General features: G+C 60.9%; 15 protein-coding genes. 10 read left to right on the top strand and 5 right to left on the bottom strand.

Going from position 1 to position 16,840, the window contains the following annotated elements:
* Window positions 1-58: 58 nt before the first annotated feature.
* Window positions 59-1,498 carry an amidohydrolase gene (locus tag FJ949_RS16510; protein WP_246680013.1) on the bottom strand — a complete coding sequence of 480 codons (1,440 nt, stop codon included), beginning with the start codon at window positions 1,496-1,498 and terminating at the stop codon, window positions 59-61.
* On the opposite strand from FJ949_RS16510, the gene FJ949_RS30665 reads away from it, so the two are divergent.
* Window positions 1,469-1,906: a hypothetical protein gene (locus FJ949_RS30665; RefSeq protein ID WP_224519091.1), complete on the top strand. Its 438-nt coding sequence runs from the start codon at window positions 1,469-1,471 to the stop codon at window positions 1,904-1,906. The two genes, FJ949_RS16510 and FJ949_RS30665, sit on opposite strands and share 30 nt — an antisense overlap.
* A gap of 72 nt (window positions 1,907-1,978) precedes the next feature.
* The gene (locus FJ949_RS16505) at window positions 1,979-2,959 is read left to right on the top strand and encodes a LysR family transcriptional regulator (protein WP_140497338.1); all 981 of its coding nucleotides are present in this window, start codon (window positions 1,979-1,981) and stop codon (window positions 2,957-2,959) included.
* Here FJ949_RS16505 and FJ949_RS16500 read toward each other — a convergent pair.
* From FJ949_RS16500 to FJ949_RS16490, 3 genes are read right to left on the bottom strand one after another with little or no spacing between them, the layout of a single operon-like run.
* On the bottom strand, window positions 2,946-3,746 hold the full coding sequence (locus FJ949_RS16500; RefSeq protein WP_140497336.1) for a M55 family metallopeptidase: 801 nt from the start codon (window positions 3,744-3,746) through the stop codon (window positions 2,946-2,948). The two genes, FJ949_RS16505 and FJ949_RS16500, sit on opposite strands and share 14 nt — an antisense overlap.
* A 2-nt stretch (window positions 3,747-3,748) precedes the next feature.
* Window positions 3,749-4,777 (bottom strand): P1 family peptidase, encoded by a 1,029-nt coding sequence (locus tag FJ949_RS16495; protein ID WP_140497334.1) that lies wholly within the window; start codon window positions 4,775-4,777, stop codon window positions 3,749-3,751.
* 16 nt (window positions 4,778-4,793) lie between these two features.
* Window positions 4,794-5,684: a D-amino-acid transaminase gene (locus tag FJ949_RS16490; RefSeq protein ID WP_140498074.1), complete on the bottom strand. Its 891-nt coding sequence runs from the start codon at window positions 5,682-5,684 to the stop codon at window positions 4,794-4,796.
* A 261-nt stretch (window positions 5,685-5,945) separates the two neighbouring features.
* Here FJ949_RS16490 and FJ949_RS16485 point away from each other — a divergent pair, with 261 nt between their 5' ends.
* From FJ949_RS16485 to FJ949_RS16455, 7 genes are all read left to right on the top strand, one after another.
* Window positions 5,946-6,263, top strand: coding sequence for a metalloregulator ArsR/SmtB family transcription factor (locus tag FJ949_RS16485; RefSeq protein WP_210239498.1), 318 nt, complete (start codon window positions 5,946-5,948; stop codon window positions 6,261-6,263).
* On the top strand, window positions 6,260-6,748 hold the full coding sequence (locus FJ949_RS16480) for an SRPBCC family protein (protein ID WP_140497330.1): 489 nt from the start codon (window positions 6,260-6,262) through the stop codon (window positions 6,746-6,748). The genes FJ949_RS16485 and FJ949_RS16480 overlap by 4 nt, the downstream gene beginning before the upstream one ends.
* Before the next feature lie 75 nt (window positions 6,749-6,823).
* On the top strand, window positions 6,824-7,237 hold the full coding sequence (locus FJ949_RS16475; protein WP_140497328.1) for an MAPEG family protein: 414 nt from the start codon (window positions 6,824-6,826) through the stop codon (window positions 7,235-7,237).
* 388 nt (window positions 7,238-7,625) lie between these two features.
* Window positions 7,626-9,074: a TolC family protein gene (locus tag FJ949_RS16470; RefSeq protein ID WP_140497326.1), complete on the top strand. Its 1,449-nt coding sequence runs from the start codon at window positions 7,626-7,628 to the stop codon at window positions 9,072-9,074.
* 40 nt (window positions 9,075-9,114) lie between these two features.
* Entirely contained in the window at window positions 9,115-11,247 is a 2,133-nt protein-coding gene (locus FJ949_RS16465; RefSeq protein WP_140497324.1) for a type I secretion system permease/ATPase, read from the top strand.
* 45 nt (window positions 11,248-11,292) lie between these two features.
* Window positions 11,293-12,582 carry an HlyD family type I secretion periplasmic adaptor subunit gene (locus tag FJ949_RS16460; protein WP_140497322.1) on the top strand — a complete coding sequence of 430 codons (1,290 nt, stop codon included), beginning with the start codon at window positions 11,293-11,295 and terminating at the stop codon, window positions 12,580-12,582.
* Window positions 12,572-13,207: a ribbon-helix-helix domain-containing protein gene (locus FJ949_RS16455; protein WP_140497316.1), complete on the top strand. Its 636-nt coding sequence runs from the start codon at window positions 12,572-12,574 to the stop codon at window positions 13,205-13,207. Before FJ949_RS16460 ends, FJ949_RS16455 begins: the two co-directional genes overlap by 11 nt.
* Window positions 13,208-13,335: 128 nt before the next feature.
* Here FJ949_RS16455 and FJ949_RS16450 read toward each other — a convergent pair whose 3' ends face one another.
* On the bottom strand, window positions 13,336-14,304 hold the full coding sequence (locus tag FJ949_RS16450) for a transglutaminase-like cysteine peptidase (RefSeq protein ID WP_140497314.1): 969 nt from the start codon (window positions 14,302-14,304) through the stop codon (window positions 13,336-13,338).
* Between the two features lie 323 nt (window positions 14,305-14,627).
* Between FJ949_RS16450 and FJ949_RS16445 the strand changes: the two genes are divergently transcribed.
* Window positions 14,628-16,840: DUF5801 repeats-in-toxin domain-containing protein (locus FJ949_RS16445; protein WP_140497311.1), on the top strand; the 2,213-nt coding region annotated here is incomplete at its 3' end.

Raw genomic sequence — 16,840 nt, 5'->3', positions numbered from 1 at the left:
CCTCCCTGTGGTTCGTTGTTGATTTCCTGTCAGAGACGGGCCCAGCCGGCATCCCGCCTCAACTTCCTTCATGGACGATGCGCCCATCCAGAATTGTCATCTCACAGCGCGTTTCACGCAGGATTGTCTCCGGTGTGGCCGTCAGGAGGTCGTTGGAGAACACGGCGATGTCCGCGAGCATTCCAGGCTCCAGCCGGCCCTTCACCATTTCCGCGCCCTGGGAGTAGGCACCGTGTTCGGTATAGGCGCGCAACGCCTGTTCGGACGTCAGTTTTTCGGAAGCGTCCATTACCGTGCCCTTGTGCGTCTTGCGCGTCAGCATGGCGTAGAGGTCCGGGAAGGGATTGGGCGAACAGACCGGCGAGTCGCTGCCGGTGGACGGCTTCATGCCGAGGCGATCCCAGGTTCCGATCGGATAGGAGCGCAACCCGCGCTCCGGCCCGAGAACCGAGACGTAGGCGTCGCCGAAATCATAGATGAAGGCCTGCTGCGGCGCAGGCAGGATGCCTGCCTTCAACATCCGCTGATTGATGGCACCATCGACATAACCGCAATGCTCGATCCGGTGCCGGTGCTTGTGATCCGGCCTGGCGGCGCGCACACGTTCATAAGCGCGCACGAGCTGGTCGATGGCGGCATCGCCAATGCCATGGCAGACCATGGTGTAGCCCATTGCGGTGTAGCGGTCGACCAGTTCGAACAATTGAGCGTCTGGCAGCATCCGGACACCGAAATTGTCAGGCTGGCCAATATATGGCTGGCGCATCCAGGCCGTGCGTCCGCCGGCCGAGCCGTCCGTGAATATCTTCACGCCGCCTATGCGGAACATGTCGCTGCCGACCCCGGTAACGAGACCCGCGGCATGGCAAGGCTCGACGATGGACGAACCGGGGTCGCCCAGAAGTGTTGCCCAGACCCGTACCGGGAGCCGGCCGCTGCGCTCGGCCTCATGATAAGCCTCGATCTCGGTCATACCGTCGATCTGGCCAGTGGCCGCGTCCATGCAGGACGTTATGCCGAACCGTAGGAGGTCACGGCCCCCCGCTTCGATAGCATCGAGTATCTCGGCGAAAGAGGGTGTCGGCTGGACGTCGTAGACGAGGTTCTGGGCGTTCTCAGCCAGCATTCCGGTCAGTTGCCCGGCCTCGCGCCCAATGACGCCACCATCCGGATCGGGCGTGTCGATATCGATTCCCGCCAGCGCCAGCGCCAGCGAATTCACGACAGTGACATGGCCGCAGGCGCGCGTGACCGAAACGGGATGATCCGGCAGGGCGGCGTCCAGCTCCTTCACGGTCGGCATCAGTGCGTCCGGATATCGGGTCTGGTCAAAACCGCGCGCGGTCACCCATGCGCCTTTGGGCGTTTCGGCGGCCCGTGCCCGCAGCGCAGCCATCAGCGCGCCGCGGGTCGGCGCGGCATCGGGCGTCGCATCGACCTTGCCACGCAGGAGCCCCGTCGAGATCAGATGCAGGTGCGCATCGTTCAAACCGGGCATTGCGAAGCGCCCGGCCAGATCCACGACCCTCGTGCCCTTTCCGATCAGGGGCTTGATATCGGCGTTGGAGCCACTGGCCACGACCTGGTTGCCCAAGACCGCAATCGCCTCCGCGATCGGATTTCCGTAACCGGTCCAAATCTTGCCGCCATGCAAAACGAGATCGGCTTGGTTCTGCGAATTCATGCTGCCTTTTCTTCTCCCCCGGCGTTCACGGACGTCGCCGACATAGATTTGACTTTGAGTGGCATTCCGTTTCGTGTGCGGTCAGATTCTTCTCCCGCGCTCGACGTCACGTTCCCCTGCCACCGGCTCCAGTTGCCAGCTTTTTCGTTTTGCAGACGTTGGGGCGTCGGCGATCACAAGGCCAATTCGGTTTTCGCAATCAAGCATGCAAAATTTGCATAACATTGCAATTATAATGAAATATGCTCCCATTGCGGCTGGATCAATGCTCGAACGCAGTGGAGGAGAGGCCGCGTGGAAATCAAATGGCTCGAAGATTTCGTGACGCTTGCAGAAACCTCGAGCTTTTCGCGGGCAGCCGAAATCCGCAATGTCACCCAGTCGGCCTTCAGTCGGCGCATCAAGCAGCTTGAGACGTGGCTCGGAGCACCGCTCATCAGTCGCGCCACCATGCCGGCCGAACTGACATCGGCCGGACGCAATTTTCTTCCGATGGCGCAAGACGCCATCAGGATGTTCTATTCGGTGCGCGAGTCTCTGCGCCCGCCTGCGGAACAGGGGCTTGTACGCTTTGCGGCCCTTCACACATTGACCATCACGTTCTTTCCGGTTTGGCTGCGGGAGGTGCAGCGGAACACTCGCACCTTCGGCACATCCTTCATGGCTGACAGGGGTGGCATCGAGGCGAACCTGGCTGCACTGACCGATGGCGAAACCGACTTCTTCCTGACCTATGCGCACCGTGAAGTGCCGTTTCACCTGGATCGCGACAAGTTTTCTCATCTGGCTATCGGATCGGATCGGCTCATCCCGGTCGCGGCGCCGGAACTGCGCTTCGACAAGTCGACCGTGCCCGCGGCGGGCATTCTGGACAGTCCGGAAACGGCAAAGCGAGCTTTGCCCTATCTGGGCTATGGTTACAGCTCTTTCTTTGGTGTCGCCCTCGGAAAACTGTTCTCGAAGCACTCGCCGTTCCGGCGTCAGACAGTGCATGAAAGCACAATAAGCGCCGGACTCAAGGAACTTGCGCTGACCGGCGCGGGCATCTGCTGGCTGCCAGAAAGCCTCGTCGAGAACGACATCTCCAATGGAGCCCTTGTCATCTGTTCGAATGACAGCACATGGACGCTCGATCTCGAGATACGATTGTATCGCAGCTCGGAGAAGACGCGAAGCACCATGGTAGAGGCTCTTTGGCAATCATCCAAGGCGCTGGCGCAAACGTTGAAGCCCGCCGCGCCAGCCGCGGGCACGGCGACCTTCAGCTCTTCATGAAGCGGAAGGCGCGCAGCACCTCGAAATAGTCGTTCGATGCAAAGGCGACGGCACGTGGCCCGTGCCGGCGCACTCCGGGATACCAGGAAGCGCGATAGGCATCGACGGGATTGCTGAATTCGATGATGATCTCGACCCTTTCCGGCATTGACGGCAAAGCTTGCCGCGCCCTGTCGCGCAACGCCCTTTCAACGCCCTCGCATATTGCGCCGCGCGCCGACGCAGGCGCCAGGGAGATGGTGGCCGCGCCGATGCCTTTGAGGGTTTCGACAGTGGCTATCCCCGGGACGAGGGCTCTGGCGTCGGCGCAAATGCCTTCGTCGCCGGAAAGAAATACCGAGCGCACGCCATAGCGCGCGGCGCACAACGCATTCAATGTGAATTCGGACGCTGTTTCGCCATTCAGGATCAGCCGCGATATTCGCAATGTCGATGTGTGTGCAAGCGGGTTGTCCTCGACGCCGGCCTTGGAATGGTAGCCGGTATAAAGCGCGGCATCGAAGCTTTCATCGATCCCGAACATCATTGCGTCCGGATGTCCCGACCAGCCCCTCACGATGCGCGCGAAAGGCGGCATGCGTTCGAGAATAAGGTTGCGCCCGCTGTCATGCGCATCCTTGATCATGATTTCGGTGGCGCCAGCGGCTCGCGCTCCTTCGCAGGCGGCCAGGACCTCCCCGGTCATCAGTTCGCGGAATTCCCTGTGGTCGGCATGCGTTCTTTCCGCCTCGTCCCAGGATTGAATGCCCGAGGTGCCTTCGATATCGGCCGAAATGAAAATCTTCATGCTCAAAGGGGCTCCTTCAGCCAGTCGGTCAACGCCGGAATCCTGCGTCTATTTCGTCCAGCCACGCCTTGCGCGGCGCACAGGGCGTTCAGAACGGCCTCGACCGTGGTTTCCACAACCGCTTCGAAAACGAGGTCGATGTATCTGTCATCGACACGCGAAATCGAAATGAACGGTGAAGGCGAGACGTGCGGCAGAGGATCGGCGGTCGTGAAGGCGATGGCGATATCGCCACTGCCGTGTCCCCAATACGAACCGAGGCGGGCAATGCCGGCGCCGGCCCGGCTGGCGGCACGGTTCAATTGCCGGTCGTCAAGAGGAATATCCGTGCCGAGAATGATGATGATCGACCCGCTTTCAGGCTCGCCGAGCCCTTTGGGATCGGCACTGCGGCCATCCGGGAGGACAAGATCCCCTGCCCTGCCGAAGTTGGACAACACCAGAGCGCCAAGCGTGAAGGCGCGAGACCCGATCTCGACAGACCTGGACGCGCTGCCGATACCCGCCTTGAAGCCAAACGACGTCATTCCGGTGCCGGCGCCGATGCTGCCCTGTTCGACCGGACCGGCGCTCGCGGCATCCAGCGCCGCTTCGGCGTCATGCCGGGTGACCGCCATTGCCTGAATATCATTGATGCCGCCGTCGTTGCATTCGCAAACGACGGGGTTGACCGTGCTGGTCTTGCGCCCGATCTCCGGGTTGGCGGCAATGGCACGCTTGATCAGCGCCTCCGCACATGGTGCGACCGAGAACGTGTTGGTCAGAAGGATCGGCGTTTCGATCGTGCACAGTTCGGACAATTGCATGAGCCCGACGGACTTGCCGAAACCGTTGATGATATCGACCGCCGCCCTGACCTTGGATCTGAACAGGTCGCCGCCATGGGGCAAGACGGCGGTGACGCCTGTCGCAAGTCCGTCGGCGATGATCGTCTTATGGCCGACCAGGACACCCGGCACGTCCGTGATCGCATTGTTCGGGCCGGGCGGCAGCCGCCCCATGCAAAGGCCTAAACGCCGTGCCGCGCCCATTTTCACATCCCACTCATCAAGCAAGGGCCGCTCTTCCGGCCGCATGCCCGTTCATCTCTGCAAAAGCTGTCTGGACGTAAATTTCCTGCAGGCGGCGTGTCAATGGACCAGGTTGGCCGTTTCCGATCCTGTGGCCGGCAATACGGATGACGGGGGTGACCAGGCTGGAGGCGGAGGTCAGGAACGCTTCCGCCGCCGAAAACGCCTCCTCTGGCGAGAACGCACGCTCTTCAAACAAAATGCCCTGGTCTTCACATAGACGCGCCACTGCTCGCCGCGTGCAGCCGGGCAGGATGGCTTGAGAATTGGCGCGAGTGATGACACGGCCGTCGTGCGTAACGATGAAAGCCGTCGCCGATGCGCCCTCGGTCACCTGTCCACCCTCGACAAACCAGACATCATCGAAGCCTTTCTCGCTTGCAGCATGCTTTGCCAGAACCTGCCCCAGCAGCATGACGGTCTTTATGTCGCGCCGCGCCCAGCGCGGATCAGGCGCCAGGTCGACGGCGACGCCTTCGGCCTGAGCCTTGGTTCCTACGAGTTTGCGGGCGCTTGTGAAGGCGACCATGGTCGGCTCAAGATCATCGGGAAACAGGAAATTGCGCTTGGCTTCGCCGCGCGAAATCTGGAGATAGACCGTTCCTTCATCCAATCCGTTGAGCGAGATCAGTTCCAATTGAATGGCTTCTATCTCAGGCAGCGTCACGGGCATGGGAATACATATCTCGGCAAGCGACCGCTGGAGACGATTGAGATGGAAATCATTGTCTATCAGCCTGCCGCCCATCACGGCGGTCACCTCGTAGACCGCGTCTGCAAAGAGGAACCCCCGATCGAAGAGACCGATGCGCGCCTCGTCTTCGGGCATGTAACGCCGATTGCAATAGACTTGCGCCACTTTGGCCATCCTCGATCCCAGCATCAACTGACTGCTCGATAAATGCCAAGGCAGGTCGGCAAAGACCAATTCAAAAAATGCAATTCGGTATGCCGATACCGTCAAAGCGCAACGGGCACTCCCTGCGACGGCCGCATGGTTCACGCCACGAGACGGCGCAGGTCGCTGAATGGTTTCCTTTAATCCCGCGGAGCCGGACGGGGGCTTGGACGACGCATCGTTGACCTCCCGATATTGACAGGTCGCGGCCATCGATTTAAGTTCGCGTTAGTGGCCACTAACGCGAACTACTGGACAGCGCTCGGAGATCCGACAAGGCGCACGATCTTCGAACTGCTGGTCGAACAGCCCTGTTCGGTCAGCGGACTTGCTCGTGCCCTGCCTGTAACCCGGCCGGCCGTCTCTCAGCACTTGAAGATACTCAAGGCTGCCGGGCTTGTGGCCGACACGCGCTCGGGCAAGGAACGCATATACCGTATCGATCAGGATGGGCTGGCAGGCCTGCGCGCGGAAATCGACCAGTTCTGGAGCAAGACCCTGGCGGGCTACAAATTAGCCGTCGAGTATCCAAAAAAGGACCAAGCATGAGTAAGGACCCTGCACTCGCGCCCGTAAGGCATTTCGTCGTTGTCGAGGCATCCATTGCGCGTGCCTTCAAGGTTTTCACCGAGGATTTCGGGAGATTCAAACCTCGAGAGCACAATCTTCTTGCCGTTCCGATCGCAGAAACGATCTTCGAACCCCGGGTCGGAGGGCACGTTTACGACCGAGGTGTGGATGGCAGCGAGTGCCGCTGGGCTCGTGTGTTGGCCTACGATCCGCCCAGCCGGCTGGTTCTGAGCTGGGACATCAGCCCTCGGTGGCAGATCGAGACCGACCCGAACAAGACGAGCGAATGGGAGGTCCGGTTCACGGCCGAGACCGAGAACAGAACCCGGGTTGAGATCGAGCACCGGCATTTCGAGCGCCATGGGGAAGGCTGGGTAGGCGTGAGGGGTGCAGTTGATAGCGATCAGGGCTGGCCGCTCTACCTGCAACGGTTCCACGACTTGTTCAACCATCGGACAGCCTGACAACCGCGTTGCAGTTCATGGGGTATGACTCGCAAGCACCGTATCGCCCACTGAGATTCCAGGAGCAGAGACAACATGGAAGTCTATTGGTTAAGCATCCTCGGCGTGCTTACGCTTTGTTTACTGTCGGTGGTGTTGGCGGTCTATTCCGGTTCGTCCAAGGGATTTGCAGGGGTACTTTCAGGACCGGTAGTCCCGGCGGACGACCACAACAGGCTCTACAGGATCGACCGCGTCCACATGAACTCGGTTGAGGCGCTGGCGCCCTTTGTCGTGCCCGCGGTGCTGGCGATGATGGTTGGTGTTGGACCGACCACTTTGGCAGCGCTTGTGGGGCTGCACCTGGCGATACGCCTGATTCATCTGGGAATCTACCTACGTGGCGGAAACGCCGCAAAGGGAGGCAGTGTCAGGACGGTTCTGTACGTTTCGGGAGCGCTGGTTACGCTTGCCCTTATCCTTGTGACTGGATGGGCAGCATTCCATTGACGCGTTATCGGCACTTATCGGAGGCTACATCCGTTTTATAGTCCGCGTCCGGCATCCCCGTTCGGCAACAGCGCCACCGTCTCGGCCCGGGCAAGCGTGTCCAACTGTTGGGAACCACTGCGCGATTTTTCAAAAAGTGCCCTCACCGCTCCAACCAAGGCATTTTTCGTTGCAGCCGATCGGCATTCTCCCACCCCCATCGGCCCCGTTGTTATGTGTTATTTTTGCTACATGTCGCTGCTCATGACTGGGAAAACCCATTTAGAGTCGCCTAAATTAATATTCGCTCACGTATTTTCTGAATATATCGGGTAATTCGGCAATGGTGGGCCTGGGGTTGGCCCGCTTAAGCGCCTTGAGGAAGGCGTTGGGGAAACGGGTGGGCTAAATGAACAGAACTGGCATGTCGGCCATAGGCAAGCGCCTTGGTCTTTTGATGGCGGCTACGATGCTGACTTGCGGGGGGGCGAACGCCCTCACGCTCAAGGAGGCGGTGGCGGTAGCGGTCGAATCCAATCCGGAGATCGGCCAGGCCATAGAAAATCGCGAAGCGATCGAGTTCGAATTGCGTCAGGCAAAGGGCCTCTATTTGCCCAGCGTCGACCTGCAGGCGTCGGCTGGCGCTCGTCGTCTCGACAATTCATCACGGCGCGCACTCTCGATAGAGGACGACGCGCTTTACCCGGCAGAAACAGACCTGACCGTTTCGCAGACGCTCTATGACAGCGGCGCAAGGCGCGCAGAATTGAACCGCCAGGCCTCCCGCGTCGATGGCGCGTCGTTTCGGGTGCTGGAACGGTCGGAATTCATCGGTCTCTCTGTTGTCCAGGACTACCTCGAATACATGCTCCAGGCTTCGATTGTTGCCGAGGCAAAGAAAAACCTGGGCTTCCATCAAGCAATCCTCCACGACATCCAGGAAGGCATTGCCGGCGGCGGGTTGAACGAAGCCGACCGGCAACAGGCCGAGGAGCGGCTGTTCGCGGCCAAGGCCCGCATGCAGGAAGCGTCGGAGGAACTGGAGGCCGCGCGGATACGGTTTTTCCAGACCGTCGGCAAGCCGCTGACCAATGCAGCGAGGCCGGCCGACGTGTCCGGCACGCTGCCAAGGTCGCTGGACGATGCGCTGGGCCTTGCGCGCGAGAGCAACCCGCGCGTCCACATGGCCAACAGCGATATTGCCGCGGCGGCCTCGCTGGTGGACGCGGCGCGCGCGAAATACGGCCCTTCGATCATTGCCGAAGGCTCTGCCCGGGCGGGCTACGACATTGACGGCGACAATGGAGACGCATCCGATCTGCAGGCACGTCTGGTGTTGCGCTGGAATCTCTATCGGGGCGGCATCGACAAGGCCAATGAGCAGGAGCAGATCCGCCGCACCAGCGAGCAGCGGCTCGCGATGCACCAGGTTCTCCGAGAGATCGAGGAAGCCGTTCGCACGTCATGGGATCGTCGCTTCCGGCAGGCCGATCTGGCCAAGACCCTGAAGCTACAAGCAGTCTCCAACGAAAAGCTGGTCGCGTCCTATCGCGAACAGTTTAAGGTCGGTCAGCGCTCGTTGCTCGACGTGCTCGATGCGCAGAACACGCGATTCAACACCGCGACACTGGCCGACACCGCGTCCTACGCATCCCTTTTCGCGCAATATCGGCTTCTGGCGGCGACCGGGCAGTTGCTGAAAACGATGGACGTCCACCCGCCAAAACAGGCTACGGCATACGCGCGGACCGAGTTCGCCGCGCCGGAAACGGCCGACACCGAAACCTATGCGCGCACGCCCTCGGAACAGAAAAACGACGTGCCGTTCGATATTCTGGCACCGGTCAGGAAAAAATAGGCGGGCCTAAGGATCGATCGAGAGTCCCCGCGGGCGGATCGTGAACCAGCAACCCAACATTCTGTCACCGAAAGAGGCTTTCAAGGCCTGCTTTTCGGCCGTCGCCGCATATCTCGGCCGCCCCAGCGCCGAAACCGTGCTCTTTGCCGGCGTGCCGCTGGCGGAAACGCGCATCGACATCGACGCGATCCGGCATCTTGCCGAGCGCGTCGGCCTTGAAATAACCGAGTTCAGCCATCGCGACTTTGTTCGGGGGCGCATCGACCTCCCCGCGATCGTCTTTCGCGTCAGCCAGCTGCCGGTCGCGCTGCTGGCCGATGGTGAAGCCGGCGAATATTTCACCGCTCCCCAGGAGGACGGGCGCACCACGATCAGCCGGTCGGAACTGGCCAACAGCTATATCAGCGGCGGTGCGTCCTTCTCGATCACCTACGCCAACGCGACGGAGGCCATGAGCGTCGGCTCGGCGCCGAAAATCGAGCGGCGACATTGGCTGACGGGAACGATGGGGCCGTTCTGGCGCACCTATTCGAAGGTTGTCCTGTCGGCGGTGTTCATCAATCTGCTCGCCATCGCCTCGCCGATCTTCACCATGAACGTGTACGACAGGATCCTGCCGAACAAAGCGATATCGACGCTCTGGGTGCTGGCCATCGGCATCGGCGCGGTCATCCTGTTCGACCTGCTGCTAAAGACCTCCCGGGCATCGCTCATCGACTATGCCGGGCGCAAGGCGGATCTGCGCATTTCATACATGCTGTTCGAGAAGGTGCTGAACTCGTCTCTGGCGGCACGGCCGGGCTCGACGGGCGAATACGCAAATCGCGTGACCCAATATGAATTCGTGCGCGAATTCTTCACGTCCAACACCATCAGCGTGTTCATCGACACGGCTTTCGTGTTTGTTTTTCTCCTCGTCATCTATGCGATAGGCGGCTGGCTGGTCATGATACCCGCGCTGGCCTTCGTCGCGTCGGTGATCGTCGGACTGGTCACGCAGCGGCGCATCGGCAAGCGTGTGGCGGCCTCCATGAACGAGGCCTCGCAGCGCCAGGCGCTGCTGGTCGAATCCATTTCCACGCTGGAGACGATCAAGTCGCTGCGCGCCGAAGCCTACCTGTTGCGAAAATGGGGAGAGCATTCCAAAAACGCCTCCAACACCTCCGAGAAGATCAAGCAGCTTTCGGCCGCCGCCGGCAATATAACGCAGGCCATCCAGCAGCTGGTCACCGTCGCGCTGGTGGTGGCCGGCGCCTACGCCTTCTCCGAAGGACATGTCTCCACCGGAGCCATCATCGGCACCGTCATGCTGGCCAGCCGGGCTGTGGCCCCGCTCGGGCAGATCGCCATCACCTTGTCCAGATTGCGCCAGGCCATGCTCTCTTTGCGGATGGTGAATTCGATCATGGCTCAGCCGGAGGATCGTCCGGACACTGTGGGCTTCGTCAACCGGCCCATCCGCAACGGCGCCATGGTGTTCCGGAACGTCGGCTTTACCTATCCCGGCTCCGATAACGAAGTCCTGACCGGCCTGAATTTCTCCGTGAAGCCGGGGGAGCGGATCGGCATCATCGGCCGCATAGGATCGGGAAAGACGACGATGGGGCGGCTGATCGGCAGGCTTTTCTTGCCGAGTTCCGGCGAACTGCTGCTGGACGGCATCGACATCCGTCAATACCACCCCTCCGAGGTTCGCGCCGCCGTCGGCATCGTCGCGCAGGCGAACGATCTGTTTTCAGGCACCATCAAGGAAAATCTTTTGATGGCCTGTCCGGAGGCGACCGATGAGCAGATCGTCGAAGCGGCCAAGGCCGCCGGCGTCGACGATTTCGTCTCCCGCCACCCGCGTGGCTATGACATGAATGTCGGCGAGCGCGGCACCAATCTCTCGGGCGGCCAGAGACAGACGATGGCGATCGCCCGGCTGTTGCTGACGAAACCGAAAGTCGTCTTCCTGGACGAGCCGTCCGGCTCGATGGATCTGGCTTCCGAGCGTCAACTGATCAAGCAGCTCAAAGTGGCTTTCGATCGAAACACCACGCTGATCGTCTCGACGCACCGCTTCAGCATGCTCGAACTTGCCGACCGGCTTATCGTCATCGAGCAAGGCAGGATCGTTGCCGATGGACCAAAGGACCAAGTGATACAGGCGCTGCAGAAAAAAAGCACCTGAAGAACGAAAACTATCAAAGTATTCAATGCGTTGGGGCCGTGGGAAATGCTTGCAAGGGAAGACCGGCCGCCGCTCTTTGCGTCGGCGTCCATATTTATCATAGGTGCACTCTTCGTGTCTTCCGTTGCTTGGGCGTCCTTTGCCGAGGTGGATGAAATCGCACGCGGCGACGGCAAGGTCATACCTGCTTCCAAAACGCAGATCATCCAGGCCAGCGAGCCGGGCGTCGTCCAGGAAATTGCCGTCAAGATCGGGCAGGTCGTGAAGAAGAACGACCTCATCATCCGCCTCGACAATACGTTCAACACCTCCAGCCTTGGCGAGCAACAGGCCAAGGCACGGGCATTACAGACCCGCATTGCACGGCTGAAGTTCGAGCAGAGCGGCGATCTGCAAGGCGAATTTCCATGTCCGGCCGAAATCCAGAAGGTCGCCCCGGAAATCTGCGACAACGAGCAGAAGCTGCTCGTCGCCCGCCGCGACAACTTCGAAGTCAAGCTGTCGGTTCTCAAGTCGCGCCTCGATCAGCGCGAGAAGGAATTGGACGAGGCGACCGCCAATTCCGATCGCCTCACGAAGAATCTGGTCGTCAGCGACCAGGAGGCAAAGCTGGTCGAAGCCATGGTCAAGAAAGGCCTGATGGCGCGAACCGAGCAACTCCGGGTCGAACGCGAGCAGACCGAGCTCAATGGGCAGCTGACGCTTGCTGGAGAAACCACCAAGAAAGCCAAATCGGCTATCACCGAGGCCCAGCTTCAGGTCGACGAGCTCGGCCTGCAGCTGCAACAGGAGGCGCTGAGCGACCTCACGCAGGCGCTGGCTGACCTCTCGGTGGTCGATGAAACCATTCGCGGCGCGACCGACAAGGTGGCCCGCACCGACATCCGTTCTCCAGTCGACGGTATCGTCAACACGCTTGACATCAATACGGTTGGCGCGTTCGTGCAGCCCGGCGCGGTGGTCGCCGGCATCGTTCCGACTTCGGAGACCTTGCTGGTCGAAGCGCGGGTTTCGCCCCGCGACGTTGCCTTCATCCGGCCGGACCAGGAGGCGCTGATCAAGGTCACCGCCTATGATTTCTCGATCTTCGGCGGCATCGAAGGCAAGGTCTCGAACATCACCGCCGACAGTCTCGTCGACCAGAAGACAGGCGAGCCCTATTATCAGGTGCGCGTCGCGACCGACAGGTCGACGCTGACGCGGGATGGCAAGACCTATTCGATCATCCCGGGCATGATCTGCTCCGTCGACATCAAGACCGGCCGCAAGACGATCCTGACCTACCTGCTGAAACCCATAAACAAGGCACGAGAGGAGGCGATGAGTGAACGATAGCGCCACGCCTCCCGCTGTCCTTGAGCGGTTGCTCGTGCCGATGGCCACGGAAGACCTCGGCATGGAGTTCCGGGTTGTCGCGCGCCGCGGCATCCGCCGCGGCATCCGCCTGGAGCGGACGTTCTGGACGTCGCTCAGGCAGATGGCGGAAAGCCGCAAATGCACGATCGGCATGCTTGTCGATGAGATCGCCGAGAGCCAGCCTCCGGCCGGCAATCTGACATCGGCGATCAGGGTTGCCTGCATTCGTGGCTTGACGGAAGAAAACCTGACGTTGAAGAGGCTTGCGTCGATCAGGACGATCACCGCGATACTGGTCGCCTGCCCCTCGCCCGCCTTCGCCCTTTCATCGTCGAAAAAGATCCTGACCTTCAACGCTCCGTTCCAACAATTGGTAAAGCGCCAATTGCCGACGGCGCCGAGCGATGACGGGCGTCAGGATCTCAGGCTGGCGCTCGATCTCAACGTGGCGGACATCTTCGCGCGGCTGGATGCCAATGGCGAGATTCCGGTCGCCAGCGGGTTCGTCATCGGCGCCGGCGAACGCCGATATCGTGGCCAATTGAATGCCGTGCGAGCACCGCTGGTCGGGCAGGACCTGCTGATGGCATTCGTCAGCGGCTAGCAGCAGTTCCAGGAAAAGTGCGAAACGCTTCCCGGGAAAAGCGTGTAGCGCTTTCCCTTGGGAATTGCGCAAAACAAAGAGATAGAGCGGTTCGGCGTTTTCCATAAAAGCCGGCGAACCGCGGTTGCTCACCGACGGGCAAGCGCTCCAGAAGCCGTGTCGGGCTGCAATCCCTCGCCGGGCGCGACGCCTGCAAAACCGCCCTTGATCTCCGCGACCTGCGCGCTGCCCGATCTCGAACCATGGATCCAGGCTCGGTCCGTGCTGAAGGAATAAAGCGGCACATAATCGGGGAGATCGCTGTCGCGCAGCACGGTGTTGTTGAGGCTGTCGAGAATGAACACGCCACTTGCCGTGCTTACCGACAGGACCGCATGGAAGAATCCCCGCCTGCGATCCTGGAGAACAACCAACGCCATGCTTTGCGCGGGGATGCCGGCCCTCAGCAGCGCCGTCATCTTCAGTATGACGAAATCCTCGCAGTCGCCGGCGCGCTTATCGAGCACCTCGGTGGGCTTTGCCCAGTAATCGAGCTTGCCATAGATGACGCTGTCCTTCCTGTAGGCGATCAGGTGATTGATGCCGCTGTTGACGAATGACAGTTTCTCGCTGAACCCTTTGCCCTGTGCCGACGAGATCAGCCTGGCAAAAGCCGCGCTCTTCTGCTCGCAGGCACTGCCCGCCGAGCAGCCGACAATTGCCTGGTAGACCGGTGCCCACCGCGCGGCGACGGGAAAGTTATGCATGGACAACGCGACCGAGCCGAACACGCCGGGGATAATCGTTGCCGTCTTGATGGGATCAATTCCGACATTCGCAGGCGCCGGCGCAACGCCCGCTTGGGCATCGTCGATCGTGTAACTCATGGAAACCAGGTCGGGCTGGTATCCTACCGCCGGTCGCCAAGGCTGGAATCTTTCCAGGGAAACGCCGCCCAGGCTGGGCGGCATCCGCACGTCTTCAACAAGCCCGCCGACCGAAGCGGTGTCCTCTAAATGGACGCTCGCGAGCGATGGCTGCGGCAGGCCTGCGAGGCTGATCGTCAGCAAGAGTAGCTTGAGGCCGGCTGTTCCCGGCGCGGTTTTTTCTTTTTTCATAACGCCCACCTTTTGACTGTGGACGGTATCGATCTTGTCTCAAATTATTGGCAATGAAGGTAGATAATGGCGACGAAACTTGTTTCCTCTATTTTTCGTAAAATTTTATTTGAATTTATACTTCTATTTACCATGCAACCGGGGGCGAGGCCTCATCCGCACCGGCACATATCGACTTATATAACAGAATATATGCTCCCAGTTTACCACGCGTAAAAAATGCCATTGTAGGCATATAATGGTATATAAAGTAGATTGACGGACGGTTGCAAAGTAATGGTTGCGGCTGTCTCTTTCGGGGAAATGCCGGAGGGGTACAAGCAATGACCATCAATAACGAATTGGACGCCGTTTCGGGTTCGTGGGACGAGCATTCCATGGCCAGTGAACGTCACGACCAGACCTCGCCGGCAGAGTTCCAGGTCGCACAGGCGGCTTCGACGCAACAGGCCGCGCCGGCAGCGGCCGAACCAGTGCCGGTCGATGTGGGCAGTGGCGCGCCGGCGGAAGCACCCGCGGAGGCGAAGGCCCAGGCGGCAGCCGCGCCGCACGAATACGTCGCCGACGCCGGCAACGTCGTGAAGCTTCCGGCGAACGTCTCTATCGACAACATCAAGGTCGACGGCCACAATCTCGTGCTCGAACAGGCCGACGGCTCGGTTATCGTGATCAAGGACGGCGCGCTCAACGTGCCGACCTTCGTCCTTGGCGATGTCGAGGTACCGCGCGTCGCCTTGATCGCCGCGCTCGAGGCGAGCCATGTGGATGTCGCCTTCGGCGCCGATGGTTCGATGTCGGCTGGCCCTGGAGGTTCGACCTCGAGCGCCGGTGGAAATTTTGAAATTCCTCCTGGCGGCATCGGCGATGGGTTTGATCTTTCGACGCTCTTGCCGCCGACCGATCTGCAGTTCGGGCAGGCCGAGAGGCGGGAACTGTTCCTTCCCAATGCGAACCCGGAATTTGGCGATCTCACCGTCCGCGTGTCGGAAGAAGGGCTTTCCGGCGCAAACCCGGACGGCGATCCCGGCTCACCCTTCGACGAATCGAATCTTTCGGTGATCAACGGCAGCTTCGGCGCTACGGATCCCAATGGCGATCCGCTGACCTACGGCCTCGGAGTGCCTGCCACGACACTTACCTCGCACGGCACCGACGTCGTGTGGGAACTGGTCGATTCGACGCATCTCGTCGGCAGGGTCGGATCGGACGTCGTGATCAGCGTCACCATCACGGATGCGAGCACGGGAACCTTCCAGATCGCCCTGCTCGGTCCCCTCGACCACCCGCTGGCCGGCTTCGAGGATGACCTCTCCATCGTCGTCCCGGTTACCGTGCAGGATCCGTTCGGCGGCTCGGCAACGGCCAACATGACCGTGATCGTCGAGGACGACAGCCCTGCCCTGACGGTGGGCAACACGGCAGCCAGTTCCGCGGTGCTCGATGAAACCAATGCCGGTTCGCCGGCTGGCTTTCCGATCGATGTGACGAGCGCCAACCCGATTATTTCCGTTGCATCCAATTTCGGTGCCGACGGGGCCGCCGCCGGCGGCGGCATCGCCTATGCGCTGGGCCTGACCGGCAATGTCGCATCGCTCGATTCGGGCCTGAAGACGGCCATTGGCGATTTTGCGATCACGCTGCAGCAGACCAATGCGACGACGGTCACCGGCACTTATCAGAACGGCGGCACCCACACCGCCTTTACCATCGTCATCAACGGCAATGGCACGCTTACGGTCACCCAATACGCTCCGCTGGAGCACACTGTCGATGGATCGAGCGCTGCTGCCCATGACGACGTGCTGACCCTCTCGGGCAAGATCACAGCCTCGGTGACCGTCACCGACTTCGATGGCGACAGCGCATTCGGCGGTGCCCAGATCGGCGGCGCGATCCAGTTCCACGACGATGGACCTTTGGTGACAGTCGTCGCCGACGCCGGCGCCGTGGTCTCACTCGACGAAACGCAGGCCTTGAGCATGGCGGCTGCGATCAACACAGGAACCATCGTCAAGGGCGATGATCCCGATATCGGCGGTACCGGGGCGATCACCTCCGGCACCAGCAACGGCGCCCTGGTCAATGTGACGGCGCTGTTCGGCGGCGACGGCCCGGCGGCAAGCACCGCCACCGTCTATCAGCTGAGCGTCACGAACGCCGTTTCCGGCCTGACCGTCACCGACGGCTCAACGATCACCTTGCAGACGCTTGCGAACGGAGTGGTTGTCGGAGTCGTGCAGGGCGGCGCGTTCAAGGGCGAGGCCGCGTTCGCGCTGTCGATCGATCCGGCCACCGGCAAGGTGACCGTCGAGCAATATCTGTCGCTCCACCATTCCGACACCGGTAATCCCGACGACACGGTTGCACTCACCTCCGGCTCGCTGGCCGTGAAGGTCACGATCACGGATAGCGATGGCGACTCCGCCAGCGCCAGCGCCGACGTCTCGGGCCAGATCAGTTTCGACGATGACGGGCCGAAGGTGACGGCTGTCGCCGCCACCGGCGTTACGGTAGCGCTTGACGAGACGGCGACCAC

The sequence above is a fragment of the Mesorhizobium sp. B2-4-1 genome, from assembly GCF_006442185.1.
Taxonomy (GTDB): domain Bacteria; phylum Pseudomonadota; class Alphaproteobacteria; order Rhizobiales; family Rhizobiaceae; genus Mesorhizobium.
The sequence above is the reverse complement of the archived record's forward strand: the minus strand, read 5'-3'. Positions and strand labels throughout refer to the sequence as shown.